Below are 23,186 nucleotides of genomic sequence, written 5' to 3'. Positions count from 1 at the left end.
CCACGCTCGGGCCGCCGGGCTACGCGTCCGGGTCCCACGCCGCGATCCGGTCGAGCACGCGACGGTCGCCCTCGATGCTGAGCGCGTCCAGCGGAATCCGGCCGTAGAAGGCCAGGACCAGATCACCGGCGCTGGAACTGGCGACGGTGTCGGCCGGGCCCGCATCGGCTCCGGCAGGCAGGCGGGTGACCCGTACGCCGGCGGGGGAGAGCCGCACGCGCCACCATCCGCCCTCGGTGACGTGGTAGTCGAGGACGGCAGGCTCGTACGGCCACGGCACAGTGGTCGCGCAGCAGGTGGACAGGAAGTCCTCCACGCCGTCGAGGGCCACCTCGACCGGCACCGGCTGCGGTGCGCCCACGGTGAGCTGCGCGTCATAGGTGTGTACCGCGACCTCCTGGAGTTGGTGCCGGGCGACGGCGCCGCAGTTCTGCGGCGACTGCGACGTGTCCCACCACGTCCAGCAGCCCCGATCGGGTCCGGCGTCGCGCAGCGCGACCAGCAACCGCTCGGTGGACTCGGCCAGCCAGTCCCGCAGCGCCGTGCGCTCCCGGGGCGCGCCCGGCCCGTCCGGCGCTGCCCGTCCGGACGCCTCCGGTCCGGCCGCGACTGTGGCCGCCCACGAGCGGCGTCCCTCGCCGATGTGCCGGGCCAGGTCGAACAGCGTCCACTCGGGGCAGGTCGGCACCGGCGCGTCGAGGTCCGGCGCGGCGGCGACCGCGTCCCGGAACGCGGCCGCCCGGTCGTCGATCAGCCGCAGTCGATCGGTAAACGTCAGGGGTTCGGTCACCCCGGCTGTCTACCACCGTGCCCGGAAGCCCGACAGCGAGTTTCGGCGCGCACGTGCGCGGCGACGGCGTCGGCCACCTGCTCGGGCGGGGCGGAGGCGTCGATCAGACGGGCGTCGGTCGCCGACGCGAACGTGGCCAGTGCGCGGTCGACGTGGTCGTGCCGCCAGGCGCGCGCGCCGACCTCCACCTGGTCGGCGTCGATGCGGGCCCGCAACCGGTCCTCGGGGAGCGTGAGCACGACTTCCCGGACGTCGACGCCTGCGGCGCGGATGCCGCCGAGGATCTCCGCGCGGTACGCCGGGTCGAGCAGGCTCATCGGCACGATCCAGACGCCCGCGTGGTGCCGGTCCAGCCCGGTGACCGTCTGCACGACGAGGTGACGCCACAGCGGCAGGTCCTGGAAGTCTCCGGTGGGGGAGGCGACGAACGCGGTGAGCATCGAGCCGAGGAACTCCGGGTCGAACAGCCGCGCGTCCGGCAGCGCGCTCGTGAGCAGCCGCGCGGTGGTCGTCTTGCCGACACCGAACGCACCGTTGACCCAGACGATCACGCGATCATGATGCCATCGCCCGGCGGGTCCGACGTCCCCGTCAGGCGGCGAAGTCTACGCCGGCCAGCGGCACGCCCCGGTACGCGGCGAGGCGCTCGGCCTCCGCCACCACCGCGTCGCGTGCGCTGCCGGTGAGCTTGCGCCACTGCTGAACGGCGACGGTGAAGGTCCGGCCGGACTTGCGGGGCCGCCACGTGCCGGCCAGCTCCCCGTCGGCCAGCACCGCGCCGGGGCGGCCCAGCACCGGCCACAGCTCCTTGACGCGGGTCGCGTCCGGCACCAGCGTCGCCCGGTCCTTCGCCTGGAGGAACAGGTCGAACGGGCCGAGCAGGCGCGTCGTCGTGGTCTCGGCCGACGCCAGCGCGGCCTCGTCGGCGGCGAGCAGCCAGCGCGTCTCGCCGTCGACGCTCACCTCGACCGTGTCGCGCGGCCAGCGGGCCTTGACCTCCTTGACCGAGGCGTCGAGGTAGTCGGCCACGTGCTTCGGGGTGGCCGGGCCGAGCAGCCGCAGGTAGGCGCGGACGAGGTCGAACCGGTCGCCGGGGGCGTCGGCCGGACGGAATCGGGGGATGCGTTCCAGGATCGGCGGCGACGTGTCGAGCCGCAGCTCCAGGCCGGCGCGCACGGCGGCCAGCCGGAACGGCATCTCGTAGAGGTGGGTCGTGTCGCACGGCCGGCAGAACCGCAGGTAGGGCTCCGGCATCACCTCGGCGAGCCGCCCGGAGACCTCACCCTTGACCGTCGGGGTGCGGACGATCTCCCGCATCCGCGCGGCCACCTCGTCGAGCGCGGCGACGATGCCGATTCCGGCCGCCTTCAACGGCTTCGCCGCGTCGTAGATGCGCTTGCCCGCGTCGGCGTCGGAGAACGGCTCGACCGCGGCGGCCACCGCGCCCACGTCGGCACGGCGGTAGAGGTGCGGGGCGCCGCGTACGGTCCAGAGCAGGACCAGGTCGTCGCCGGTCAGCGGAGCCACGTCGACACCGCGCGCGGCGAGCGCCCACCGGCCGCCGTCGGGGCCGGTGTCCTGCACGCCGATGTCGAGCACGGCGGTGCCGGCCAGCGAACCCTCGGCCCGGTCGAGCTGCTGGGCGCGCACGCGGAAGGCCATGACCTGACGTCTGTCGACCATCGCCACAGCGTAGGCGCCGGCACCGACACGTCCGGCGCACCGACACGTCCGGCGCAGCGCGCGGGCCGGCGTGGCGCCGGGTGCCGTCAGCGGGCGGCGCGCGGCGCGGAGTCCGTCCGCCGGTCCGGGCCGGAGCGCTTGAGCAGGAACACCCCGCCGCCGATGAGAATGAGGCTGAACACGATTCCGAACAGGTTGCCCTCGGCGAGCGTGCCGAAGATGCCGAGCAGACCGAAGATGACGGCCACACCCCCGACCAGACGCATGACGTAACGACCGACTGACTTGCCCCGTGAGTCCACCATGGATGCCCGTCTACCCCTGCCGCCAGGGCGGCAAACGGGCAGCCCCGTCAGCGGGCGGCGAGCAGCCGTTCGCGGACCTCGCGGCGCAGGATCTTCCCGATCTGGGAGTACGGCAGCTCGTCGACGATCACGACCCGGCGCGGCACCTTGTAGCCGGCCAGGTGCGTGCGGCACGAGGTCCGGATCGCCTCCGGCGTGCCGGCCACCGCCGGGTCGACCACCACCGCGGCGACGACCTCCTCACCGTCGTCGGTGGGCATCCCCACGGCGGCGGCCTCACGTACGCCGGGGACGCGGCGCAGCGCCTCCTCCACCTCGGACGGGTAGACGTTGAAGCCGCCGGTGATGATCAGCTCCTTGATCCGGTCGACCACCGTCACGAAGCCGTCGGCGTCCATGGTGACGATGTCGCCGGTACGCATCCAGCCGCCCGGCAGCAGCACCTTGGCGGTCTCCTCGGGCCGGTGCCAGTAGCCGGAGAACACCTGCGGGCCGCGCACCAGCAGCTCGCCGGCCTCGCCGGGCGCGCGGTCGCGGCTCGGGTCCTCCGGGTCGACGATGCGCACGTCGGTGGAGGGGAACGGCACGCCCACGGTGCCGGGGCGGCGGGTCGGCGCGACCGGGTTGCCCACTGTGATCGGGGACGTCTCGGTCATCCCGTACCCCTCGACCAGCAGGCCGCCGGTCACCTGCTCCCACAGCTCCACAGTGGCCGGTGGCAGCGACATCGCGCCGGACAGCGCGTACCGGATGGAGGTGAGGTCGACGCCGCGTTCGCGGGCGACGGTGGCCAGCTTCGCGTAGACCGGCGGCACCGCCGGCAGGAACGTCGGCGGGCGGCGGCGGACCGCGTCGAGCACCTGGTCGGCGTCGAAGCGGGGGAACAGCACCAGCGTGGCCCCGATGCTCACGGCGAAGGTGAGGCAGAGCGTCAGCCCGTAGGCGTGGAACAGCGGCAGCACCGCGTACACCGTCTCCGCGCCGTCGCGCAGGCCCGGGACCCAGGCCCGGCCCTGCGCGGCGTTGGCGCGCAGGTTGCGGTGCGTCAGCACGGCGCCCTTGGGCTCGCCGGTGGTGCCACCGGTGTACTGGAGCAGCGCCACGTCCCCGGCCTCCGGCGCGGGATGGCCGGCGGGCAGCGGCCCGGCGGCGGCGACCAGGTCCGACCAGGCCAGGGCGCCGGGCGCGGGGGCGGTCATCGCGGCCCGGGCGGCGCGGACCTTCGGCAGCGGCACCCGCAGCGCCCACCGCTTGAGCCGCGGCAGCGCCGCGGTCAGGTCGACCGCCACCACGGTACGCACGGCGCCGCGTCCCGCCACCAGCGGCGCGACCTTGTCCCACGCGATCGCGACCGTCGCACCGTGGTCGGTGAGCTGCCGGTCCAGCTCGTCGGCGGTGTAGAGCGGGTTGTGCTCGACGACCACCGCGCCGAGGCGCAGCACGGCGTAGAACGCGACCACGTGCTGCGGGCAGTTCGGCAGCACCAGAGCCACCCGGTCACCCGGGCCGACGCCGAGCCGGCGCAGCGCCTCGGCGGCGCGGGCCACCTGGTCGGCCAGCTCGGTGAACGTGGTGGTGGCGCCGTAGAAGTCGAGCGCGACCCGGGGACCGAACCGTCCGGCCGCCTCGGTGAGCAGGTCGACGAGTGAGCCGTCCGGCTCGGCGATCTCGGCCGGCACGCCGGGTGCATAGCTGCGGGTCCAGGGTCGCTGGGCGGTCGCGTCCATCGCCGTTACTCCTCGTCGCGCGGATGACGCCCCCAGCCTAACTTGACCGCCCGGTAACCTACGCTTACGTAGGTTGCCGGGTGGGTCACACTCTCCGCAGGTCAGCGTCGGCGGGTCGAATGCTGGTGCACCACCCGCCGGCCCTTCACGATTCCGAAGATGATCACCGCGGCGAGCGCGATCACGCCGATGATGACGAGCCAGCGGACCGCCTCCAGCAGCAGCCCGAGCAGGATGAGCACACCGGCGACCACGCCGACCACCCAGAGCAACGCGCGCATGTCCCAGCCTCCCGTCGTACGGTGGGCCGTGCGCTTTCCCGCTGCTCGTGCGGGCATGCGCCGCCGGGTGGATCAGTGCCGGGCCACGTACACGGTGTTCGCCGCCTCCCGGCCCTGCAACGGGTTCGGGAACCGGACGACGTGCGCCACCGAGGTCGGGAACACCTCGGTCAGCGTGCGCTGGAACGCCGTGTCGGGCGGGTCGTTCGACCACAGCGCGAAGACGCCCTCCGGGTGCAGCAGCGCGGCCAGCCGGCGCAGCCCGTCGACCGTGTAGAACGGGGCGTGGCTGGGGTGCAGCACCTGGCGGGGGGAGTGGTCCACGTCCAGCAGCACCGCGTGGAAGCGGCGCCCGGGCTCGTCGGGGTCGAGGCCGCCGCCGGCGACCGCGGCGAAGAAGTCCGCCCGGACGAACCGGGTACGCGGATCGGTGGCCAGACCGGCGGCGAACGGCAGCAGGTCCCGGCGGTGCCAATCGATCACGTCCTCGATCGCCTCGACCACCACCAGCGACCGCACCCGCGGATCCTCCAGCGCGGTACGCGCGGTGTAGCCGAGGCCGAGCCCGCCGACCACCACGTCCAGCGCGTCCCCGGTCAGCGGGGCCAGCCCGAGCCGCGCCAGTTCGATCTCCGCGACCGGGAAGGCGCTGGACATGAGGTACTCGTCGTCGAGCTTCACCTCGTACACCTCGGCGTCCAGCGCCGGGTCACGGCGCCGCCGCAGGCTGATCTCGCCGATCGGCGTCTCACGCCAGGCCAGTTCCTCGAAACGCGCGCCCACCCGGTGTCCTCTCCGCCGATCCGTCCCCGGATGCTACCGGCCGGTCCCGGCCCGGCCCGGCGGAACGGCGGCGGACGGCGGTCAGTCGGCGGGGCGGGTGGCCACCACGACGGTGTCCAGCGCGTCGACGGTGCCGCCGTCGGTGGCCGGCACCGGCCGGCGGGCCGTCTCGGCCCGCTGCACACGCAGCCCGGCCAGCCCGTCGACCACCGACTCCGGCGTGAGCAGCACGTCCGGGTCCTGCGGGCCGCCGATGCCGCCGGAGAGGTTGGCCAGATCGTGGCCCACCACCACGAGCGTGCCGCCGGGGCGCAACGCGGACTTCGCCGCGGCGAGCACCCCGGCGAACTCCGGCGCGGTCAGGTGCAGGTAGCTGATCAGCACCAGGTCGTAGCTGTTCGGCACCGGCCGGTACGCGGTCACGTCCGCCACCCGCCAGTCGACCGTCACGCCCCGCGCGGCCGCCATCTCCCGCCCTCGGTCCACGGCCACCGCGGAGAAGTCCACCGCGTTCACCCGCCAGCCCTGACCGGCCAGCCAGACCGCGTTGCGGCCCTCGCCGGCGGCGATGTCCAACGCTGACCCGGGAGTCAGCCCCGCGACCGACTCGACCACGAAACGGTTGGGCTCAGCGCTCCACACCAGTCCGGGCGTGTCGGCGTACCGGCTGTCCCAGGCGCTGCTGTCCACTGTGTTCCCTCCTTCGGCGGCCCCACACCGCCAAGGTGACCGTACCGGCCACGGCAAGCGCTCCCACGGCGAGTCCCCAGACCGGCGGCAACTGCTGCGCGAGCACGAACACGCCCATCACCACGACGAACCAGCCGAACCCCCGGCGCAGCAGGTCGGCCGGGATCCGCCCGGCGAGCCGGCCACCGAGCAGGCTGCCGACGACGGCGGCGGCGGTGACCCCGGCGGCCAGCCCCCAGTGGATCTGCACGCTGGACAGGTAGCCGGCCAGACCGGCGAACGACTTCATCGCGATGACCACCAGCGAGGTGCCGACCGCGACCGGCATCGGCAACCCGCCCAGCAGGGCCAGAGCGGGTACGACCAGGAAGCCGCCGCCCGCGCCGACCAGACCGGTGACCAGGCCGACCACCACACCGTCGACGATCACCCGCAGCACCGGCAGCTCGCACGGCGCCGGCCGGCCCTCGGTGGACCGGCGGCCCCGGAGCATCGCGACCGCGGTGGCGAGCATCATCAGGGCGAACCCGGTGAGCAGGACGTCCGCCGGGACGAACTCGGCCAGCCGCCCGCCCGCGTACGCGCCGGTCATGCCGGCCACGCCGAAGACGAGCCCGGTGCGCCAGCGGACCCGGTTCGCCCGGCCGTGCGGCAGCACGGCGACGGCGCTGGTCACGCCGACGACGAGCAGCGAGGTGGCGATCGCCTCCTTGGCGGGCAGGTCGGCGACGTAGACCAGCAGCGGCACGGCGAGGATCGACCCGCCGCCGCCGAGCAGGCCCAGCGTCACGCCGATCAGCACCGCGCCGGCCAGCGTCAGCGCCAGCGTCGTCACCTGCGGCTCCCGTCGCGCAACTGCCCCACGATCGTGTCCAGGTCGCAGCTCGCGCCGCGGTTGTACGGCAGCTTGCTCAGCAGCATGCCCATGGCGCAGGTGTTGGTGAGCGCGGCGAACGTGAGGCCCGCGCCGATGAACGCGGCGACCCACTTCAGGCCGGGGACGAACACCGAACCGACGACGGCGGCGAGCACGATCGACCCGGCGACGAGGCGTACCTGGCGCTCCAGGTCCCAGCGCGGCCGGCCCTGGTTGACCGGGGCGTTCGTGGCCTGCCAGGCCAGCATGCCGCCGTCGAGCACCTTCACGTTGGGCAGCCCGACGGTGCCGAGCGCCTGACCGGCCTGGCTCGCCCGGACGCCGGAGCGGCAGATCAGCACCACGTCCTCGTCCAGGTGGCCGCGCAGCTCCGCGCGGTGCTCCCGGAGCAGGTCCAGCGGCACGTTGTACGCGCCGGGGATGTGCGCCGCCTCGAACTCGCCGGGGGTGCGCACGTCGAGCATCCGGGGCGTACGGCCGGCGGCGATCAGCTCGCGCAGGGTCGCCGCGTCGATGGTGGTGGGGGTGGTCGTGGTCATGCTTCGGTCTCCTTCAGCGGGTGTTTTCGGGCAGGGTCCAGCGCCGGCCGGCGTGGGGACACGCCGGCCGGGCGCTGGGGGAGAGGTCAGGCGGTGGGCGCCATGCGTACGCCGGCCGTCTCGGCCCGGCCGTACGAGTCGTCGATCAGCACCACATCACGGCCGGCGTTGGCGAGCAGGGACGCGGCGGCGGTGGCCCGGTAGCCGGAGCCGCAGTGCACCCAGACCGTTCCGGCGGGGATGTCGGCGAACCGCTTCGGCACGTCCGGCAGCGGCACGTGCACCGCGCCGTCGATGTGCCCGGCCTTCCACTCGTTCGTCATCCGCACGTCGAGGACGACCTGGGGCTCGGGCAGCCCGGCCGGGGTGTTCCCGGCCTGCGCGGCGGCGAGCGCGTCGAAGTCGGCCACGGGCAGCTCACGCAGCTGCGACGGGTCGGCGGTCCACTGCTCGGGCTCGCCGGTGGCCTGGGCGGCCGGGCGGTCGATGCCGATGCGGACCAGTTCCCGCTGGGCGTCGGCGACCTGCTCCGGGGTCTGCGCCAGGAACGTGATCGGCACACCCCAGTCGATCAGCCAGCCGAGCCACGTCGACATCGGCCCGTCCAGGCCGAGGCTGACGGTGCCGGCCAGGTGCGAGGCCGCGTACGCCTTGCGGTGGCGCAGGTCGACCACCCACTCGCCGGCGGCGATACGGCGGCGCAGCTCGTCGGCGTCGGCGCGGGCCACCGGCGTGAGGTCGACCGGGGCGGGACCGGCGGCGTTGGCGACGCCCATGTGGGCGTAGTACGCCGGGTAGGCGTCCAGCCCGGCCAGCGTCTCGGTGACGAACCGGTCGGCGGCCAGCCGCAGCACCGGGTTGGCCTCCTTCTCCCGGCCGATCGTCGACTCGGGGGCGTCGGCCTGGCTGGCCGAGCAGAAGCTGCCGAAGCCGTGCGTGGGCCACACCTGCGCGCCGTCGGGCAGCAGGTCGGCCAGCTTGCGCGCCGAGGCGTGCTGGTGGTGCGCCAGCTCGTGCGCGTACTGCTGGCCGAGCAGGTCGGTGCGGCCGGTGGTGCCGAACAGCAGCGAGCCGCCGGTGAACACACCGGCCGGCGTCCAGCCGCCGTCGGTGGCCTCGTCGAGCGCGTACGACAGGTGGTGGAACGTGTGACCCGGGGTGCCGATCACCCGCAGCCGCATCGTGTCCGACACCGGCACGGTGTCGCCGTCGGACACCGGGGTCCGGTCGAACTCGACCGTGTCGGCGGCGGCCACCAGGTACTGCGCGCCGGTGATCCGGGCCAGTTCCAGGCCGCCGGAGACGTAGTCGTTGTGGATGTGCGTCTCGACCACGTGGGTGATGCGTACGCCCTCGGTGCCGGCCAGGTAGAGGATGCGGTCGATGTCGCGCTGCGGGTCGACCACGATCGCCACCCGGCCGTCGGAGGCGAGGTAGCTGCGGTCGCCGAGCGAGGAGGTCGCGATGACGGACACGTCGAGGGTCATGCCGGTTCCTCTCGTTGCCTATATACCCCGGGGGGTATGTGCGGGACAGTCTGCGGCCTGGGATCTCCAGGCAGGTGCTTACCCACCCGCGTCGCGGTCACGCGACCCGGGCGGGATTCAGCCGGTCAGGCGGGCGCCGTCAGGCCAGTGACAGGAAGAGCTTCTCCAGCTCCTCCTCGGTCATCTCCGGCTCCTCGCCGGCCTGGCGGGCGGCGTCGCAGTAGCGCATGCCGGAGGCGATGATCTTGAACCCGGCCCGGTCGATGGCCTTGGAGACCGCGGCGAGCTGGGTCAGCGCGGCGCGGCAGTCCTCGCCGTTCTCCATCATCTCGATGACGGCGTTGAGCTGCCCCCGGGCCCGCTTGAGCCGGGTCAGCGCGTCGCCGGTCATCTCAGGTCGAAGCTTCACGTCCCACCTCCTGCTCTCGAAGATACCCCAGGGGGTACCCGTGCCGCCACCCGTCAGGCGGTCTTGGCCCGGACCTCGTCCATGTCGAGGTCACGCACGGCCCGGATCAGCTCCTCCAGTCCGGCCGTCGGCAGGGCGCCCGGCTGGGCGAACACCAGCACGCCGTCCCGGAACGCCATCAGTGTCGGGATCGACCGGATCTGGGCCGCGGCCGCCAGGGCCGGCTCGGCCTCGGTGTCGACCTTGCCGAAGACGATGTCCGGGTGCTGCTCGCTGGACTTCTCGTAGACCGGCGCGAACGCCCGGCAGGGGCCGCACCAGCCGGCCCAGAAGTCGACCAGGACGATGCCGTCCCGGTTGACGGTCTCTGCGAAGTCGGTGGTGGTCAACGCCACGCTGGCCATCAGTACCTCCGTTGTTTCGGGTTCCGGCATGTGTAACACACCCCCGGGGGTATCCATTCCGCGTGGGTGCTCCGGTCGGCGCGCCTCGATGCAACTCCACCCTTGACGGGTCCGGCCGCCTCGATCAACTCCAGTTCAGGGAGGTGGTGTGGTCCGGGTGGGGGATGTACTGCAGCCACCTCGGGGAGTCGGCGGGCAGGTGCTTCGAGCGGGGCGGGCTTCCAGCCCATGTCTTGATCGACTCCACTTCGGGGAGGTAGCCGGGTCCGGGCCGGTGTGATGCGGCCACTTCGGGGAGGTGGTGTGGCGGGTGAGTGCTTCGGCGTGGCGAACGCCGCTGTCCCACTGGGTGCGGTGCCTGTGAAGGGCTATGCAGGGCTCGGGCCTTGGCTGATGGCTGGGCTGCCTGTGCCGTACCTAGATCGACTGCACTACGGGGAGGTGGCCGGGTCCGGGTGGGTGTGATGCAGCCACCTCGGCGTGCTTGCGCTGGGGTGTGGCGCGGGCGCGCCGTGTCGGTGTTCGGGCGAAGTGGGGCCGGATGTACACCTCGTGGCGTGATCGACTCCAGTTCGGGGATGTGGTCGGGTCCGGGCCGGTGTGATGCAGCCACTTCGGCGTACTTGCGCCGGGCCTGGCGTGGGCGGGCCTTGTATCGGCCCCTCAGGCGAACTGGGCCCGGCGCGGGAGCTCACCCCCGTGCTTGATCGACTTCAGATCGGGGAGGTGGTGGGGTCCGGGGCGGTGGGATGCGGCCACCTCGGCGTACTGGCGGAGCGGGGCGACGACGAAGGGTTGGTGAGGGACACGCAGGGTCGCCGGGGCATCGACGGAGCGCTTATCCTGTGCGCCGACCATCCCGGCGGGAAGGGATCAGATGGCGTCGCGGCAGGACCAGCTGCACTCGTACCAGTTCACCGTCCAGCGGGCGGTCGCCGCGCTCGTCATGCGGGAGACGGACCCGCCGCAGTCGCCGTTCCGCCGGCTGGCCGGAGCGGGTCTGGCGAGCGTCCTGGTCGCGGCGATCGCGCTCGGCGGCGTCGCGCTCTACGGTCTGTTCACCGGCGGCGGTGACTCGTGGCGCGAGACCGGCGCGGTGATCGTGGAGAAGGAGTCGGGTGCGCGGTTCGTCTACCGCGACGACAGGCTGCACCCCGTCCTCAACTACGCCTCCGCCCTGCTGATCATCGGGGCGGAACGGCCGAAGACGGTGCTGGTCGGCCGCCGCGCCATCGACGGGGTGCCGCGCGGCCTGCCGCTCGGCATCGCCGACGCGCCGGACTCGCTGCCCGCGTCGAACCGGCTCGTCCGCGACGCCTGGACGCTCTGTTCCGTGGAGGGCGACGAGGCCGGGCGCGCGGAGACCGGTCGGCCGGCGGCGGGGCGCGGCGAGGCCCGCTCGGTGCTGCTGATCGGGCGGGAGGCCACCGGCGGCCGGGCGCTCGGCGATCAGGGCCTGCTCGCCCGGCATCCGGACGGCGGCCTGCACCTGCTCTGGCACGACCGGCGCTACCTGCTGCGCGACACCGACCGGGTGCTCGCCGCGCTCGCCGCCACCCGGGAACGGGCGGTGCCGGTGGCGGCTGCGCTGCTGAACACGCTCCCGGCCGGCGCCGACCTGGCCCCGCCGCCGGTGGCCGACCTCGGCGAGCCGTCCGAGCGGGTCACCGGCGCGAGCGTGGGCGACGTCTACCTGGTGCGCAACTCCGGTGGCGGACGGCAGTACGCGGTGGCCCAGCGCGGCGGGCTGGCGGCGATCACCGAGTTGCAGGCCGCGTTGCTGCTGGCCCGCACCGGCCAGCGGGATCCGGAACCGATCACGCTCGGCCGGTTCGCCGCGCTGCCGAAGCTGCCCGGTCTGGTGCCCGGCGGGCCGACCGCGCCGCCCGCCGTACCGCCCCGGCTGGCCGCCGCGGAGGGAGCGCTCTGCGCGCGGGCCGGCGACGACACCGGTGTCCGCGAGCTCCGCCTCGGCGTCGCCGCGCCGGACCAGTCCGCCGCCGCACGCACACCGGGCGGCCGGGCCGGGCTCGCCGACGAGGTGGTGGTCGAGCCGGGGCGCGGCGCGCTGGTGGAGGCGGTGCCCGCGCCGGGCGCGACTGGCGGCGCGATCTGCGTGGTCACCGACCTGGGCCGGCGGTACGCGCTGACCGGCGCCGACGTGCCGGGCATGCTCGGGTACGCGGACGTGCGCCCGGCGCGTCTGCCGGCGGGCCTGGTGGACCTGCTGCCGGCCGGCAGCCCGCTCGACCCGGAGGCCGCCCGCACTGTCGCCGCACCCGCCTGAGCGCCGGGCGGCCGGCTCGAACGCACCGGGCTCGAACGCACCGGGCGTGGGCCGCACCGGGCCGAGAAGGACGGCGGTCAGCCGGCGGGGCGGCGCAGCACCGTCACCGCGAAGTCGGCGTCGTCCCGCCAGGGCCGCAGGTCCCAGGTGGCGAAGCGGTGCTCGGGGCGCAGCCCGGCGGCGATCGCGTCGGCGTCCAGGTCGGCCACCGGGTAGCCGCGGTCGGTGCCGAAGCCGACCACCACCAGCCCGTCCGGGCGTACGTGCGCGGCGACGCGGCCCAGCACGTCGCGTTCGGTGCCGGGCGCGACGAAGACCATCACGTTGCCGGCCAGCACCGCGGCGTCGAACGGCTCCGCCTCACCCTGGGCGGCCAGGTCCAGCTCGGCCAGGTCGGCGACCAGGAAGCGGGGGCCGGGGTGGTCGGCGCGGGCCGCCTCGACCAGCGTCGGGTCGGCGTCCACGCCCACGACGTCGTGCCCGCGTGCGGCGAGCGCGGCGGCGACCCGGCCGGTGCCGCAGCCGGCGTCCAGGACGCGCGCGCCGGGCGGTACGAGCGCGTCGAGCAGCCGCGCCTCACCGGCCAGGTCGGCGCCCTCGGCGGCGAGCTGACGGAAGCGGTCCACGTACCACTGCGAGTGGCCGGGCTTCGTGTCGGTCACCCAGCGGGTCGGCTTGCCCATGAGGCCACCGTAGCTGATCTTGCGTCAGCGGGTCAGGCGAGCGCCAGGAACGTGCCGGCGGCGAGCGGCCCGCCCAGCGCGACACCGGCCAGCACCTGCGGCCAGGTGTGGTCGCCCAGGCGTACCCGGGACCAGCCGACCGCCGCGACGAGCGCCCAGCCGACGTTCGCGGCCGGGCCGGCCAGCGGGACCAGCACGGCGACGGTGGCGGCGGCCACCGCGGCGTGGATGCTCAGCTTCCACCAGTGGTTCACCAGCGCGCAGGCCGCGCCGACCACGAAGACCACCACGATCACGGCGAACAGTTCGGCGGGTGCGCGTACCGCAGCCAGCAGCAGCAACCCGGCCGCCACCGAGGCCAGCCCGATCGACAGCGGCCGGGCCCGCTGGGTGCGGTCGCCGACGTGCCGGTCGGTGAGCCGTCCCCGGCGTACGCCGTGCACGAGCACGCCGATCGGGATGACGGCGCAGAACGTCAGCGCGATGCCGCCCCAGAGCAGGAACTGGCCGATCGAGTGGCTGACCCGGGCGGCGGCGATCAGCGGCAGCGCCGTGACCAGGACGGTCGGGGCGAGCGCCTCGGTGAGCAGCCGGGCCGCCCGCGCACCGGCCCGGTCCTCCCGTGATGCTCGCACCCGATCATCCTGGCACGGACGCTCACCCCTTCTCGGCTCCGCTGGTGAGTCCCTCGGTGAGCAGGCGTTCCCCGGCGAAGAACAGCACCACGATCGGCAGCGTGAGGATGACCGAGCCGGCCATCAGCACGGTCTTGGGCACCTCGACGCCGTCGGCGAGCAGGGACAGCCCCAGCGACACCGTCCACCGGTCCGGCCGGTCGACCAGGAACAGCAGCGCGAACAGGTACTCGTTCCAGGCGATCATGAAGTCGTACAGCGCGACGGCCATCACCGACGGCGCGGCCAGTGGCAGGCTGACCCGGCGGATGATGCCGAGGCGGCCCGCGCCGTCGATCGCCGCCGACTCCTCCAGACTGACCGGAATCGTCTCGAAGTAGTTCTTCAGCATGTAGACCGACACCGGCAGCGTCTGCGAGATGTAGACGAGCACCAGGCCGGTCAGCGACCCGCGCAGCCCGGCCCGGGTGAAGACCACGAACAGCGGGATCGCGATGACGATCGACGGGAACAGGTAGACCGCCAGGAACAGCGCGCTGACCTGCCGGCGGCCGAAGAACCGCAGGCGGGACACCGCGTACGCGCCGGGAATGGCGACCACCAGGGTGAGCGCGGTGGCGGCCAGCGCCACCAGGCCGCTGTTGCGGATGAACGTGAGGAAGCCCTGGCCGCCGTCCGAGACGGACTTGAGGACCTCGGCGTACGTGGCGACGGTCAGCTCGCCGAACGGCACCCAGAGCGAGCCGGGGTCGAGCAGCAGGCGTTCGATCGGGCGTACCGACAGCACCAGCATGTACCAGAACGGCAGCAGCGTGACCACCAGGAACCCGGCGATCACCAGCCGGCGCAGCCAGCGCAGGCTGACCGTCTCGATCCGGTCCCGGTCCATCACGCCTCCCGTCGCGCGCCGAAGAAGCGCAGGTAGATCGCCACGAACACGAGCAGCACCACGGCCAGGACGACCGCCTGGGCGGCGGCCGCGCCGATGTCGGTACGGGCGGTGAGGAACTGGTAGACCCGCACGCTCACCACCTCGGTGCCGGCCGCGCCGCCGGTGAGCAGGTAGACGTCGTCGAACTTGTTGAACGTCATGATGAACCGCAGTACCCCGATCAGCGCGATCACCGGCATGAGCTGCGGCAGCAGGATGTGCCGGAACCGCTGCGTGGGTGTCGCCCCGTCGACCCGGGCGGCCTCCTCCAGCTCACCGGGCACCGCCTGGAGCCGGGCCAGCAGGAACAGGAACGCGAACGGGAAGTAGCGCCACGCCTCGAACGCGATCACCGTCCACAGCGCGGTGGACTCCTGGGACAGGAACGGCACCGGCTGATCCCAGCCGAGGAAGCGCCGCCCCCAGTCGTTGACGATGCCGAGCTGCGGGTCGAGCATGACCTGCCAGACGAACGTCATGGCGACCACCGGCGCCACGTACGGCAGCAGCATCGACGCGCGGACCAGCGTGCGGCCCCGGAACGGCCCGCGTACCGCGAGCGCCGCCGCGAGGCCCACCACGATCGAGCCGGCGGTGCCGCCGACGCTGTAGAGCACAGTGGTCCAGAGCGTGTCGGCGAACCCGGGCGTGTGCAGCACCCGGTCGATGTTGTCCAGGGTCAGCTCGCCGAACAGGCCGGTCTTGCGCAGTGTCGCCAGGCGTACCCGCTGGAAGGCCAGCACCACCGTCCAGACGATGGGTATGCCGATCACCGCGACCACGACGAGCAGGGTCGGGGTGACCAGCGCGAGCCCGGCGCGGGACTCGCGGCGGCGCAGCGTCAGCGGGCGTCGGCCGGGTCGGCGGGGTCGCTCCGGTGCGGGGGAGCGGCCGGCCTCCGGCGCGGTGGTGGTCAATTGACGCCCTTGGCTATCGCCTCGACGTCCTTGCGGGCGCGTTCGGCGGCGGCGCGGGCGTCGGACCTGCCGCCGACGACGTCGGCGAGCGCCTTGGGTACGGGCAGCTCACCGAGGATGGCGCCGACGAGCTTGCCCTGGTTCTCGGTCAGGCCCCAGCGCTGGAACGTGTCGGGGCTGCGCCGCAGGGTGGCGAGCACGTCCTCGCCGTAGACCTCGGACAGCGGCTTCTTGGTGTCCACCCCGGCCGGGCTGGTGTTCCAGGCGGTCCGGAACTTCTGCTTGTCCTCCGGCGTGCCCGTGCGCACCGGGAAACGCCCCTCGGGGGACATGCCGAACCAGCGCGGGTAGCCGTCGGAGAGCGTGTACTCCACGAACGACTTCGCCGGGTCGGCCGCGCCGTCGAGCACGGCCCAGGAGCTGACCTCGCCGTACTGGGCCGGTTCGGTGCCGTTCGGGCCCTTGATCGCGGTGACGAACCCGCTGTTCTTCGCGAGCCAGGCCGGGTCGGACTGGCACTGCGGGCAGGTCGGCCGGGCGTCGGCGCGCAGCCCGGCCAGCTCGTCCAGGATGAACGGTGACCAGATCAGCATGGCCGCCTTGCCGGCGAAGTAGGTGGCCCGGGTGGTGTCGACGTCCTGGGCGCCCTTGACCGAGTTGTTGCGCATCAGGTCGCCGTAGAAGCGGAACGCCTCGACGCACTCGGGGGAGTCGAGCGTGACCTTGCCGGAGTCGTCGGTGAGCCGGCAGTTGTTCGCCAGCGCCAGGTGCTCGAACGTCTGCTGGGTGAACACGTCGCCGGGGGAGGTGGCCGCGGTGATGCCGGCGACGCCGCCGGTGTTCAGCTTGGCCGCCGCGGCGGCGATCTTCTCGTACGTGTCGGGCGCCGGCAGGCCGGCGGCGGCGAACAGGTCCTTGCGGTAGACGAGCAGCTGGCCCCACCCGTCGCTCGGTACGGCGAGCTGCTTGCCGCCGTCGCCGGTGAGTTCCAGCGCGCGGGGTGTGAACGTGTCCCGGCCGAGCCGGTCGACGACGGCGGCGTTGGCGTCGGCGTCGACCAGTTCGTTGCTGGACAGCGTGCGCACCCCGGCCAGGGAGACCGAGCCGACCACGTCGGGCAGGTCGCCGGCGGCGGCGCTGGAGGCGATCAGGGACGGGAACTGGTCCTCGTTGACGGTGACCAGGTTGACCTTGACGCCGGTCTTGGCGGTGTAGTCGGCGATGATCGCCTTGGTGGCGGCGACGCGGTCCGCCACGTCTTCCAGGCTCCAGACGGTGATCTGGGAACTGTCGGATTTCTGCCCGTCGTCGCTGCATGCGGCCATGCCGGTCCCGGCCAGTGCCAGGATCAGGCTGATTGCGAGCCGCCGCGTGGAGGGTGATGACATCGGTGGCACTCCTCTCGAAAGAGCACGGCCTGCCGCTAATACCCATCGATTCATCGATCTAATCACATATGCCCATTTTTTAGGTTAGAATCGGGGTCGGCACTTCCCTCGGAGCGACGCCATGAGCAACTGGGTTGTCTCTCTGGCCGGGCCCCGGCACGTACGCCTGGAGCCCTGCCCCACGGACCGGCTCGGTCCGGGCCAGATCCGCGTCCGCACCCGCTACTCGGGCATCTCCGCCGGCACCGAACTGACGCTCTACCGGGGCAGCAACCCGCGCCTGCGCAAGGACTGGGACGCCGGTGCCCGCATGTTCGTGCCCCGCCAGGCCACGCCCGCGTACCCGGTGGTGGGTTTCGGATACGAGGAGGTCGGCGAGATCGTCGAGGTCGCCCCAGACGTGGCCGGGCGGCGGCCCGGCCAGCTCGTCTGGGGCATCTGGGGGCACCGCGCCGAGGCGGTGCTCCCCGCGACGGCGGCGCATCCGCTGCCACCGGGCCTCGACCCGCTCGCCGCCGTGTTCGCCCGGCCCGGCGCCATCGCGCTGACCGCCGTGCTCGCCGGTGACCTGCACCTGGGCGACTGGGTGGGCGTCTTCGGGCAGGGCGTGATCGGGCTGCTCGGCACGCGCCTGGCCGCGCTCTCCGGCGCCCGCGTGGTCGCCGTCGACCGGATGCCGGGCCGGCTCGCGTACGCCACTCGGCTCGGCGCCCGCCGGGTGGTCGACGTCGCCGCCGAGTCGCCCGCCGCCGCGCTGCGGGCCGCCACCGACGGCCGGGGCGCCGACGTCTGCCTGGAGCTGTCCGGGTCGTACCCGGCGCTGCACGAGGCGATCCGCGCCACCGCGCACGCCGGCCGCGTCGTCGCCGCCGGCTTCTACCAGGGGTACGCCCACGGGCTGGAACTCGGCGAGGAGTTCCACCACAACCGGATCCAGCTCGTGGCCGCCCAGGTCTCCGGGCCGGACCCGGCACCCGGCACGGCCGGCCGGTGGTCCGGGACGCGGATCGCACACACCTTCATGGACCTGGTGGCCGAGGGCAGCGTCGACCCGCTGCCGCTGGTGAGCCACGTCGTCGACGCGGGCGCGGTGGCCGACGCCCTGGCGTTGCTCGACCGCGGTGACGGTGACGTCCTCCAAGTGGTGCTGAGGTTCTGATGGACATTCCGCTTGCCTGCCAGGAGCAACTGCTTCCCGGCACCGACCTGACCCGGAAGTACGCCCTCGCCGTCTCCCTCGGCTACCAGGGCATCGAGCTGCGCGGACGCGGTGATCTCGCGCTGGCCCGGCGGCTGCCGGAGCTGCGCCGCGCCCGCGCCGCCGGCGTGGTCATGCCGACCGTCTGCGTCGAGATGGACCACTTCGTCGGCGACTTCGACCCGGGCCGCTCCCGAGACGCGGTGGACAACCTGCGCTCCCAGCTCTCGGTGATCGCCGAGCTGGGCGGCGTCGGCGCGATGACGCCCGCCGCCTGGGGCATGTTCTCCCGCCGGCTGCCCCCGTTCGAACCACCACGCTCGGCCGACGGCGACCGGCGGGTGCTCGTCGACGCCCTGGGCGAGCTGGCCGGGCACGCCCGCGCCGAGGGGGTCACCGTGTTCCTGGAGCCGCTCAACCGGTACGAGGACCACATGGTCAACCGGCTCGACCAGGCCGTCGAGCTGTGCCGCGCGGTCGGGTCACCGGCGCTGCGGGTGGCCGCCGACACGTACCACATGAACATCGAGGAGGACGACCCGCACGCCGCGCTGCGCGCCGCCGCGCCGTACCTCGGGCACGTGCAGGTCAGCGACTCCAACCGGCACCAGCCCGGCGCCGGGCACCTGGACTGGGGTGCGCTGCTGGCCACGCTCGACGCGATCGGCTACACCGGCTGGCTGGCGCTGGAGTGCCGGCTGCGCGGCGAGCCGGTCGCCGCGCTGCGCCAGGCCGCAACCGCGCTGGCCCAGGCCCGTCCCCGGCGGGCCGCCGCATGACGCTGACCACCGGGGTACGCGCCGACGCCGACCGGCACGCCCGGCTGCGCCGCCTCGCGCTGGCCACCCTGGACGCCAACTGGGAACACGACCACACCGTGCCGTCGCGCACGCTCTACCCGCACCAGTGGAGCTGGGACTCGGCGTTCATCGCGATCGGCCTGGCCCACGTCCGTCCCGACCGGGCCTGGCGGGAGCTGCGCACGCTGTTCGCCGCGCAGTGGGTCGACGGGCGGGTGCCGCACATCGTGTTCAACCCGGCCTCGCGCGTCGGGCCGTACTTCCCCGGCCCGCAGTTCTGGGACTCGGCGCGCGCCGACGGGGCGCCGGCCCGGCCCACGTCCGGGATCGTCCAGCCGCCGGTGCACGCCCCGGCCGCCTGGCTGGTGCACCGCCGCGCGCCCGGTGAGGCGTCGGTGGCCGCGCTGCGGCGGCTCTACCCGAGGCTGGTCGCGCAGCAGCGCTACCTGACCGGGCGGCGCGACGCCGGTGGGGGCGGGCTGGCGTCGATCGTGCACCCGTGGGAGTCCGGGCTGGACAACAGCCCCGCCTGGGACGCGCCACTGGCCGGGGTGCCCGCCGACGAGTCGGTGATGCGCGCGTACCGCCGGCACGACACCGCGCACGCCGACGCCTCGCAGCGCCCCACCGACCTGGACTACGCGCGCTACGTCGCGCTGGTGGAGAGCTACCGGGCCGGCCGCTACCGGGACGAGGGACTGCTCGGGAGGCACCCGTTCCTGGTGGAGTGCCCCCTCGTCAACGCCGCGCTCGGCGTCTCCGAGTACGCGCTCGCGCGCATCGCCACAGTCATCGGCGCCGACCCGGGACCGCACCGCGACCGGGGCGCCCGCATTACCGAGGCGCTCGTCACCCGGCTCTGGGATCCGGTCACCGGCACGTTCCGCCCCCGCGACGTCCGCGCCGACCGGCTCGTGCCGGCCCGGACCGTGCTCGGGTTGATGCCGCTCGCGCTGCCCGAGCTGCCCGCCGCCCAGGTGGCCGCGCTGCTGGCCGAGGCGTGCTCGCCGCGCTTCGGGCTGGCCGCCCGGATGGACCGGCCACTGCCCACGTACGACCGCACCGCGCCGGACTTCGAGCCGCTGCGCTACTGGCGCGGCCCGAGCTGGATCAACACGGGCTGGCTGCTCTGGCAGGGCCTGCGGACGCACCGCCGCGCCGACCTGGCCGCCGGGCTGCGCGAGTCGCTGCTCGACCTGGTCGACCGGGCCGGCTGCCACGAGTACTTCCACCCGGACACCGGCGCCGGTCTCGGCTCACCGGCGTTCAGCTGGACCGCCGCGCTGGTGCTGGACGCGCTCGCCCAGGAGTGACACCGGTGGCGCCGGCACGGGCCGACGCCACCGGTACGTCCGGGCTCAGGCGATGCCGGCCGGGGTGCCGCCGCCGATGCGCAACGCCGCCATCGGCGCGTCGTCGATCGCGTAGCCGAGCGCGTCGACCACCTCGACCACGCCGCTGACCTGCCGGGTCAGCCGTACCGCGAGCTGCGCGGTGGACCGGCGTTCCACCTGGCCGGTGAGCGTCACCACGCCCCGGTCCACAGTCACGTCCACCACGTCGCCGGGGACGCCGAGGCTGCGCCACAGCACCTCCTCGACCACGTCGCGCCGGATGCCGGCGTCCGGGCGCAGGTGCACCTTGAGCAGGTCACCCCGGGTGACGATGCCGACCAGCCGGCCGAGGTCGTCGACCACCGGCAGCCGCTTCACGCCGCGCGCGTCCATCAGCCGGGCCGCCTCGACGATCGTCGCATCCGGCGCGACGGTGACCGGGGGAGCGGTCATCAGGTCGGCGGCGAGCGTTGCGCCGGCCTTCGCCCGCGCCTCGCGGCGGTGGCGGTCCGGCAGGATCCGCCGCTCCTGGGGCCGGCCCAGGAACTCCACCTTGTACATCAGGTCCGCCTCGGAGACCACGCCGAGCACCCGGCGGGTCTCGTCCACCACCGGCGCCGCCGTGACGTGCCGTCCGGTCAGCACGTCGACGATCTCCCGGTACGCCGTGCCCTCCCGTACCGACGCCACGTCCCTGGTCATCACGTCCTGCACCTGCCACGTACGCATGGCGAACCTCCCTGTTGTCCGCCTCCGACGCTAGGCGGCGGAGCAGGGCCGGAGCAGGGGCGCAAAGACCAGGTGAGGGGGCCGGAGGTCCCGAATCACCCGGCCGCGACGGGCTCGGCGACCTCGTCGGCGGGCGGCTCGGCGGTCAGCAGCGCGGCCGGCACCGGCTCGACCTCCACCCGGCAGTCGTGGAACGTCGGCGCCTCGCCCAGGTCGGTGTCGCGGACTGCGGTGACCGCGTTGACGGTGGACCGGCCGGGACTGCGCCGCGCCCAGTACGCCTTGTACGTGAACGCCAGGCCCGGGCGGGTCGCCTCGTCGACGGCCACCGCGGCGAGGAACGCGCCCCGGTCGTTGTGCACGCGGACCGCGTCGCCGTCGGCGAGCCCGCGCGCCGCCGCGTCGGCCGGATGCAGGTGCACCCGGGGCGGGCCGGCGCGGCGGGTGTGCCACGGCAGCGAGGCGAACGTGGAGTTCATCAGGTAGCGGTTGGCCGGGGTGAGCAGCGTCAGCGGGAACCGGCGGGCCAGCTCCGGATCGGCCGCCTCGGCCGGCGGCGTGTACCCGGGCAGCGGGTCCACCCCGAGCGCGGCCAGCGCCGGGTCGTGCAGCCGGGCCCGCCCGTCCGCCGTGGGGAAGCCGCCCTCGGCGTACGGCGCGGAACCCACCGGCACGCCGGTGAGCCGGGCGTACGTGCGCTCGCGCAGCTCCTCGTACGTGATCGGGGCGCCGGCCAGCAACTGCCGGGCCAGGTCCTCGTCGCTGTCCCGGAACGCCGGGTGGTCGATCCCGAGCGCGGCGGCGATCCGCCGGAAGATCTCGGTGTTCGGCAGCGCCTCGCCGGGCGCGCGGGTCACCGGCAGGTTCAGCGTCGTGTAGTGGTGCCCGTAGGACGTCTGGAGGTCCAGGTGCTCGGGCTGCATGGTCGCCGGGAGCACCACGTCGGCGTAGTCGCAGGTGTCGGTCCAGCGCTGCTCCAGCACGACGGTGAACAGGTCGGCGCGGCGCAGCCCGGCCAGCAGCCGGGCCTGGTCCGGGGCGGTCGCCACCGGGTTGGCGTCGAACACCACGAGCGAGGTGACCGGCGGGTCCGCCTCCCCGGCGAGCACGGCGGCCAGGCGGCTCATGTTCAGCGACCGGGCCGCCGGGGCGGGCATGCCGGCCGGCCGGATCACCGGGCCGTTGTCGACCGGGTGGTGGCCGCTGGTGGTCACCAGGGCCCCGCCGCCGGGGTACCGGAAGTCGCCGGTGACCAGCGGCAGCGCGCAGATGGCCCGGATCGCCTGCCCGGCGCCGTGGTGCCGTTGCAGGCCCAGCCCGACCCGGATCGCGGTGGGCCGGGTGGTGGCGATCCGCTCGCCGAGCCGGCGGATGGTCTCCGCGGGCAGGCCGCACTCGGCGGCGGCCCGCTCCACCGGCCAGTCGTCGAGCCGGGCGGCCAGCCCCGGCCAGCCGGTGGTGTGCGCGGCCAGCCACGCCTCGTCGGCCGCCCCGGCGTCGCGGACGTGCCGCATCAGCCCGAGCGCGAGCGCCGCGTCGGTGCCCGGCAGCGGCGCGACGTGCTCGTCGCTGCGGGCCGCCGTGTCGGTACGCAGCGGGTCGATCGTCACCACGTACGCGCCGCGCTCGCGGGCCTGCTGCACGAACGGCCACAGGTGCAGGTTGGTGACGAGCGGGTTGGCGCCCCAGAGCACGATCAGTCCCGCCTCGACGATCGACTCCGGCTCGAAGCCGACCGAGGCGCCGTAGAGCGAGCGCAGCGCGGCCCGCGCCGCCGCCGTGCAGATGGTGGTGTCCAGCCGGGACGCGCCCAGGTGGGCGAAGAGCCGGGGCCCCATGGTCCAGCCCTGGACCAGGCCCATGGTGCCGGCGAAGTAGTAGGGCAGCACCGACTCCGGGCCGTGGAGTTCGATGCTCGCGCGCAGCCCGGTGGCCACCCGGTCGACGGCCTCGTCCCAGCTCGCCGGCCGGTACGCGACCCGGCCCGCGCCCTTCGGGCCGGTGCGGACCCAGGGCGTGGTGAGCCGGTCCGGTCCGTTGACCGCGTCCAGGTAGCGGTTCACCTTGCCGCAGAGCGCGCCCCGGGTGAACGGGTGGTCGCGGTCGCCGCGCAACGCGACCGCCCGGCCGTCCTCGACGGTGAGCTGCCAGACGCAGGTGTCCGGGCAGTCCAGCGGGCAGGCGCCGGGGTGGGTGGTGACGGGTCCCATGCGCGGATGCTACCGACGCGACCGGCCGGCTGCCCTCCGGCTTTTCCGCCTCCCGGTGGGTGGGGCGTTTGGCCGGAGCGGGGGCGGGTACCCGCCCCC

General features: G+C 74.2%; 24 protein-coding genes. 4 read left to right on the top strand and 20 right to left on the bottom strand.

Features of this window, described 5'->3' with window-relative positions:
• Nucleotides 1-19: 19 nt before the first annotated feature.
• The 13 genes from EAD96_RS09245 to trxA form a co-directional block, all read right to left on the bottom strand.
• A complete protein-coding gene (locus EAD96_RS09245; protein ID WP_121683963.1) occupies nt 20-790 on the bottom strand; it encodes a maleylpyruvate isomerase N-terminal domain-containing protein in 771 nt (256 codons plus the stop codon).
• Nucleotides 787-1,341, bottom strand: a complete 555-nt coding sequence (locus EAD96_RS09240; RefSeq protein WP_121683962.1) for an AAA family ATPase — start codon at nt 1,339-1,341, stop codon at nt 787-789. The genes EAD96_RS09245 and EAD96_RS09240 overlap by 4 nt, the downstream gene beginning before the upstream one ends.
• A 40-nt stretch (nt 1,342-1,381) precedes the next feature.
• On the bottom strand, nt 1,382-2,473 hold the full coding sequence (locus EAD96_RS09235; protein WP_121684017.1) for a winged helix DNA-binding domain-containing protein: 1,092 nt from the start codon (nt 2,471-2,473) through the stop codon (nt 1,382-1,384).
• Between the two features lie 86 nt (nt 2,474-2,559).
• Nucleotides 2,560-2,778 (bottom strand): hypothetical protein, encoded by a 219-nt coding sequence (locus tag EAD96_RS09230; protein WP_013477083.1) that lies wholly within the window; start codon nt 2,776-2,778, stop codon nt 2,560-2,562.
• A 47-nt stretch (nt 2,779-2,825) separates the two neighbouring features.
• The gene (locus tag EAD96_RS09225; protein ID WP_121683961.1) at nt 2,826-4,505 is read right to left on the bottom strand and encodes a long-chain-fatty-acid--CoA ligase; all 1,680 of its coding nucleotides are present in this window, start codon (nt 4,503-4,505) and stop codon (nt 2,826-2,828) included.
• A gap of 101 nt (nt 4,506-4,606) precedes the next feature.
• Nucleotides 4,607-4,786, bottom strand: coding sequence for a hypothetical protein (locus tag EAD96_RS09220; RefSeq protein WP_018787202.1), 180 nt, complete (start codon nt 4,784-4,786; stop codon nt 4,607-4,609).
• 72 nt (nt 4,787-4,858) lie between these two features.
• Nucleotides 4,859-5,569, bottom strand: a complete 711-nt coding sequence (locus EAD96_RS09215) for a spermidine synthase (protein ID WP_091427232.1) — start codon at nt 5,567-5,569, stop codon at nt 4,859-4,861.
• 81 nt (nt 5,570-5,650) lie between these two features.
• On the bottom strand, nt 5,651-6,259 hold the full coding sequence (locus EAD96_RS09210) for a bifunctional 2-polyprenyl-6-hydroxyphenol methylase/3-demethylubiquinol 3-O-methyltransferase UbiG (RefSeq protein WP_120570225.1): 609 nt from the start codon (nt 6,257-6,259) through the stop codon (nt 5,651-5,653).
• Entirely contained in the window at nt 6,198-7,094 is an 897-nt protein-coding gene (locus tag EAD96_RS09205; protein ID WP_121683960.1) for a sulfite exporter TauE/SafE family protein, read from the bottom strand. Before EAD96_RS09205 ends, EAD96_RS09210 begins: the two co-directional genes overlap by 62 nt.
• On the bottom strand, nt 7,091-7,675 hold the full coding sequence (locus tag EAD96_RS09200) for a rhodanese-like domain-containing protein (RefSeq protein WP_120570223.1): 585 nt from the start codon (nt 7,673-7,675) through the stop codon (nt 7,091-7,093). Before EAD96_RS09200 ends, EAD96_RS09205 begins: the two co-directional genes overlap by 4 nt.
• A gap of 86 nt (nt 7,676-7,761) precedes the next feature.
• Nucleotides 7,762-9,162 carry an MBL fold metallo-hydrolase gene (locus EAD96_RS09195; protein ID WP_121683959.1) on the bottom strand — a complete coding sequence of 467 codons (1,401 nt, stop codon included), beginning with the start codon at nt 9,160-9,162 and terminating at the stop codon, nt 7,762-7,764.
• A 139-nt stretch (nt 9,163-9,301) separates the two neighbouring features.
• Entirely contained in the window at nt 9,302-9,571 is a 270-nt protein-coding gene (locus tag EAD96_RS09190) for a metal-sensitive transcriptional regulator (RefSeq protein ID WP_120570221.1), read from the bottom strand.
• Between the two features lie 53 nt (nt 9,572-9,624).
• Nucleotides 9,625-9,975, bottom strand: coding sequence for a thioredoxin (trxA, locus tag EAD96_RS09185; RefSeq protein ID WP_120570220.1), 351 nt, complete (start codon nt 9,973-9,975; stop codon nt 9,625-9,627).
• Between the two features lie 877 nt (nt 9,976-10,852).
• On the opposite strand from trxA, the gene eccB reads away from it, so the two are divergent.
• Nucleotides 10,853-12,262 carry a type VII secretion protein EccB gene (eccB, locus tag EAD96_RS09175; protein WP_121683957.1) on the top strand — a complete coding sequence of 470 codons (1,410 nt, stop codon included), beginning with the start codon at nt 10,853-10,855 and terminating at the stop codon, nt 12,260-12,262.
• Nucleotides 12,263-12,339: 77 nt separating this feature from the next.
• Here eccB and EAD96_RS09170 read toward each other — a convergent pair whose 3' ends face one another.
• Genes EAD96_RS09170 through EAD96_RS09150 form a run of 5 tightly spaced genes read right to left on the bottom strand, consistent with a single transcriptional unit; the run spans nt 12,340 to nt 16,816 of the window.
• Nucleotides 12,340-12,945, bottom strand: a complete 606-nt coding sequence (locus EAD96_RS09170) for a bifunctional 2-polyprenyl-6-hydroxyphenol methylase/3-demethylubiquinol 3-O-methyltransferase UbiG (protein ID WP_121683956.1) — start codon at nt 12,943-12,945, stop codon at nt 12,340-12,342.
• Nucleotides 12,946-12,977: 32 nt separating this feature from the next.
• On the bottom strand, nt 12,978-13,580 hold the full coding sequence (locus EAD96_RS09165) for a phosphatase PAP2 family protein (protein WP_121683955.1): 603 nt from the start codon (nt 13,578-13,580) through the stop codon (nt 12,978-12,980).
• A 22-nt stretch (nt 13,581-13,602) separates the two neighbouring features.
• Nucleotides 13,603-14,469 carry a carbohydrate ABC transporter permease gene (locus tag EAD96_RS09160; protein ID WP_121683954.1) on the bottom strand — a complete coding sequence of 289 codons (867 nt, stop codon included), beginning with the start codon at nt 14,467-14,469 and terminating at the stop codon, nt 13,603-13,605.
• Nucleotides 14,469-15,428, bottom strand: a complete 960-nt coding sequence (locus EAD96_RS09155; protein ID WP_047891261.1) for a carbohydrate ABC transporter permease — start codon at nt 15,426-15,428, stop codon at nt 14,469-14,471. The genes EAD96_RS09160 and EAD96_RS09155 overlap by 1 nt, the downstream gene beginning before the upstream one ends.
• On the bottom strand, nt 15,425-16,816 hold the full coding sequence (locus EAD96_RS09150) for an ABC transporter substrate-binding protein (RefSeq protein WP_121683953.1): 1,392 nt from the start codon (nt 16,814-16,816) through the stop codon (nt 15,425-15,427). Before EAD96_RS09150 ends, EAD96_RS09155 begins: the two co-directional genes overlap by 4 nt.
• 121 nt (nt 16,817-16,937) lie before the next feature.
• On the opposite strand from EAD96_RS09150, the gene EAD96_RS09145 reads away from it, so the two are divergent.
• The 3 genes from EAD96_RS09145 to EAD96_RS09135 are packed head-to-tail and all read left to right on the top strand — an operon-like array spanning nt 16,938 to nt 20,127.
• Nucleotides 16,938-17,975 (top strand): zinc-binding dehydrogenase, encoded by a 1,038-nt coding sequence (locus EAD96_RS09145; RefSeq protein WP_121683952.1) that lies wholly within the window; start codon nt 16,938-16,940, stop codon nt 17,973-17,975.
• Nucleotides 17,975-18,793, top strand: coding sequence for a sugar phosphate isomerase/epimerase family protein (locus tag EAD96_RS09140; protein ID WP_121683951.1), 819 nt, complete (start codon nt 17,975-17,977; stop codon nt 18,791-18,793). Before EAD96_RS09145 ends, EAD96_RS09140 begins: the two co-directional genes overlap by 1 nt.
• Nucleotides 18,790-20,127 carry a hypothetical protein gene (locus EAD96_RS09135; RefSeq protein ID WP_121683950.1) on the top strand — a complete coding sequence of 446 codons (1,338 nt, stop codon included), beginning with the start codon at nt 18,790-18,792 and terminating at the stop codon, nt 20,125-20,127. Before EAD96_RS09140 ends, EAD96_RS09135 begins: the two co-directional genes overlap by 4 nt.
• Before the next feature lie 45 nt (nt 20,128-20,172).
• On the opposite strand, the gene EAD96_RS09130 is transcribed toward EAD96_RS09135, so the two are convergent.
• Nucleotides 20,173-20,877: a CBS domain-containing protein gene (locus EAD96_RS09130; protein WP_120570211.1), complete on the bottom strand. Its 705-nt coding sequence runs from the start codon at nt 20,875-20,877 to the stop codon at nt 20,173-20,175.
• Between the two features lie 95 nt (nt 20,878-20,972).
• Nucleotides 20,973-23,087 (bottom strand): molybdopterin-dependent oxidoreductase, encoded by a 2,115-nt coding sequence (locus tag EAD96_RS09125; protein WP_121683949.1) that lies wholly within the window; start codon nt 23,085-23,087, stop codon nt 20,973-20,975.
• Between the last annotated feature and the right edge of the window lie 99 nt (nt 23,088-23,186).

It is taken from the genome of Micromonospora sp. BL1, assembly GCF_003667485.1.
Classification (GTDB): Bacteria; Actinomycetota; Actinomycetes; order Mycobacteriales; family Micromonosporaceae; genus Micromonospora; species Micromonospora tulbaghiae.
This window is presented reverse-complemented; position numbering and strand designations above follow the sequence as displayed.

Bases quoted from the DNA above. Each gene is read 5' to 3' on its own strand.
- EAD96_RS09235 (WP_121684017.1), bottom strand. From the start codon at position 2,473: ATGGTCGACAGACGTCAGGTCATGGCCTTCCGCGTGCGCGCCCAGCAG.
- EAD96_RS09230 (WP_013477083.1), bottom strand. From the start codon at position 2,778: ATGGTGGACTCACGGGGCAAGTCAGTCGGTCGTTACGTCATGCGTCTG.
- EAD96_RS09225 (WP_121683961.1), bottom strand. From the start codon at position 4,505: ATGGACGCGACCGCCCAGCGACCCTGGACCCGCAGCTATGCACCCGGC.
- EAD96_RS09220 (WP_018787202.1), bottom strand. From the start codon at position 4,786: ATGCGCGCGTTGCTCTGGGTGGTCGGCGTGGTCGCCGGTGTGCTCATC.
- EAD96_RS09200 (WP_120570223.1), bottom strand. From the start codon at position 7,675: ATGACCACGACCACCCCCACCACCATCGACGCGGCGACCCTGCGCGAG.
- EAD96_RS09195 (WP_121683959.1), bottom strand. From the start codon at position 9,162: ATGACCCTCGACGTGTCCGTCATCGCGACCTCCTCGCTCGGCGACCGC.
- trxA (WP_120570220.1), bottom strand. From the start codon at position 9,975: ATGGCCAGCGTGGCGTTGACCACCACCGACTTCGCAGAGACCGTCAAC.
- eccB (WP_121683957.1), top strand. From the start codon at position 10,853: ATGGCGTCGCGGCAGGACCAGCTGCACTCGTACCAGTTCACCGTCCAG.
- EAD96_RS09170 (WP_121683956.1), bottom strand. From the start codon at position 12,945: ATGGGCAAGCCGACCCGCTGGGTGACCGACACGAAGCCCGGCCACTCG.
- EAD96_RS09160 (WP_121683954.1), bottom strand. From the start codon at position 14,469: ATGGACCGGGACCGGATCGAGACGGTCAGCCTGCGCTGGCTGCGCCGG.
- EAD96_RS09150 (WP_121683953.1), bottom strand. From the start codon at position 16,816: ATGTCATCACCCTCCACGCGGCGGCTCGCAATCAGCCTGATCCTGGCA.
- EAD96_RS09145 (WP_121683952.1), top strand. From the start codon at position 16,938: ATGAGCAACTGGGTTGTCTCTCTGGCCGGGCCCCGGCACGTACGCCTG.
- EAD96_RS09140 (WP_121683951.1), top strand. From the start codon at position 17,975: ATGGACATTCCGCTTGCCTGCCAGGAGCAACTGCTTCCCGGCACCGAC.
- EAD96_RS09135 (WP_121683950.1), top strand. From the start codon at position 18,790: ATGACGCTGACCACCGGGGTACGCGCCGACGCCGACCGGCACGCCCGG.
- EAD96_RS09130 (WP_120570211.1), bottom strand. From the start codon at position 20,877: ATGCGTACGTGGCAGGTGCAGGACGTGATGACCAGGGACGTGGCGTCG.
- EAD96_RS09125 (WP_121683949.1), bottom strand. From the start codon at position 23,087: ATGGGACCCGTCACCACCCACCCCGGCGCCTGCCCGCTGGACTGCCCG.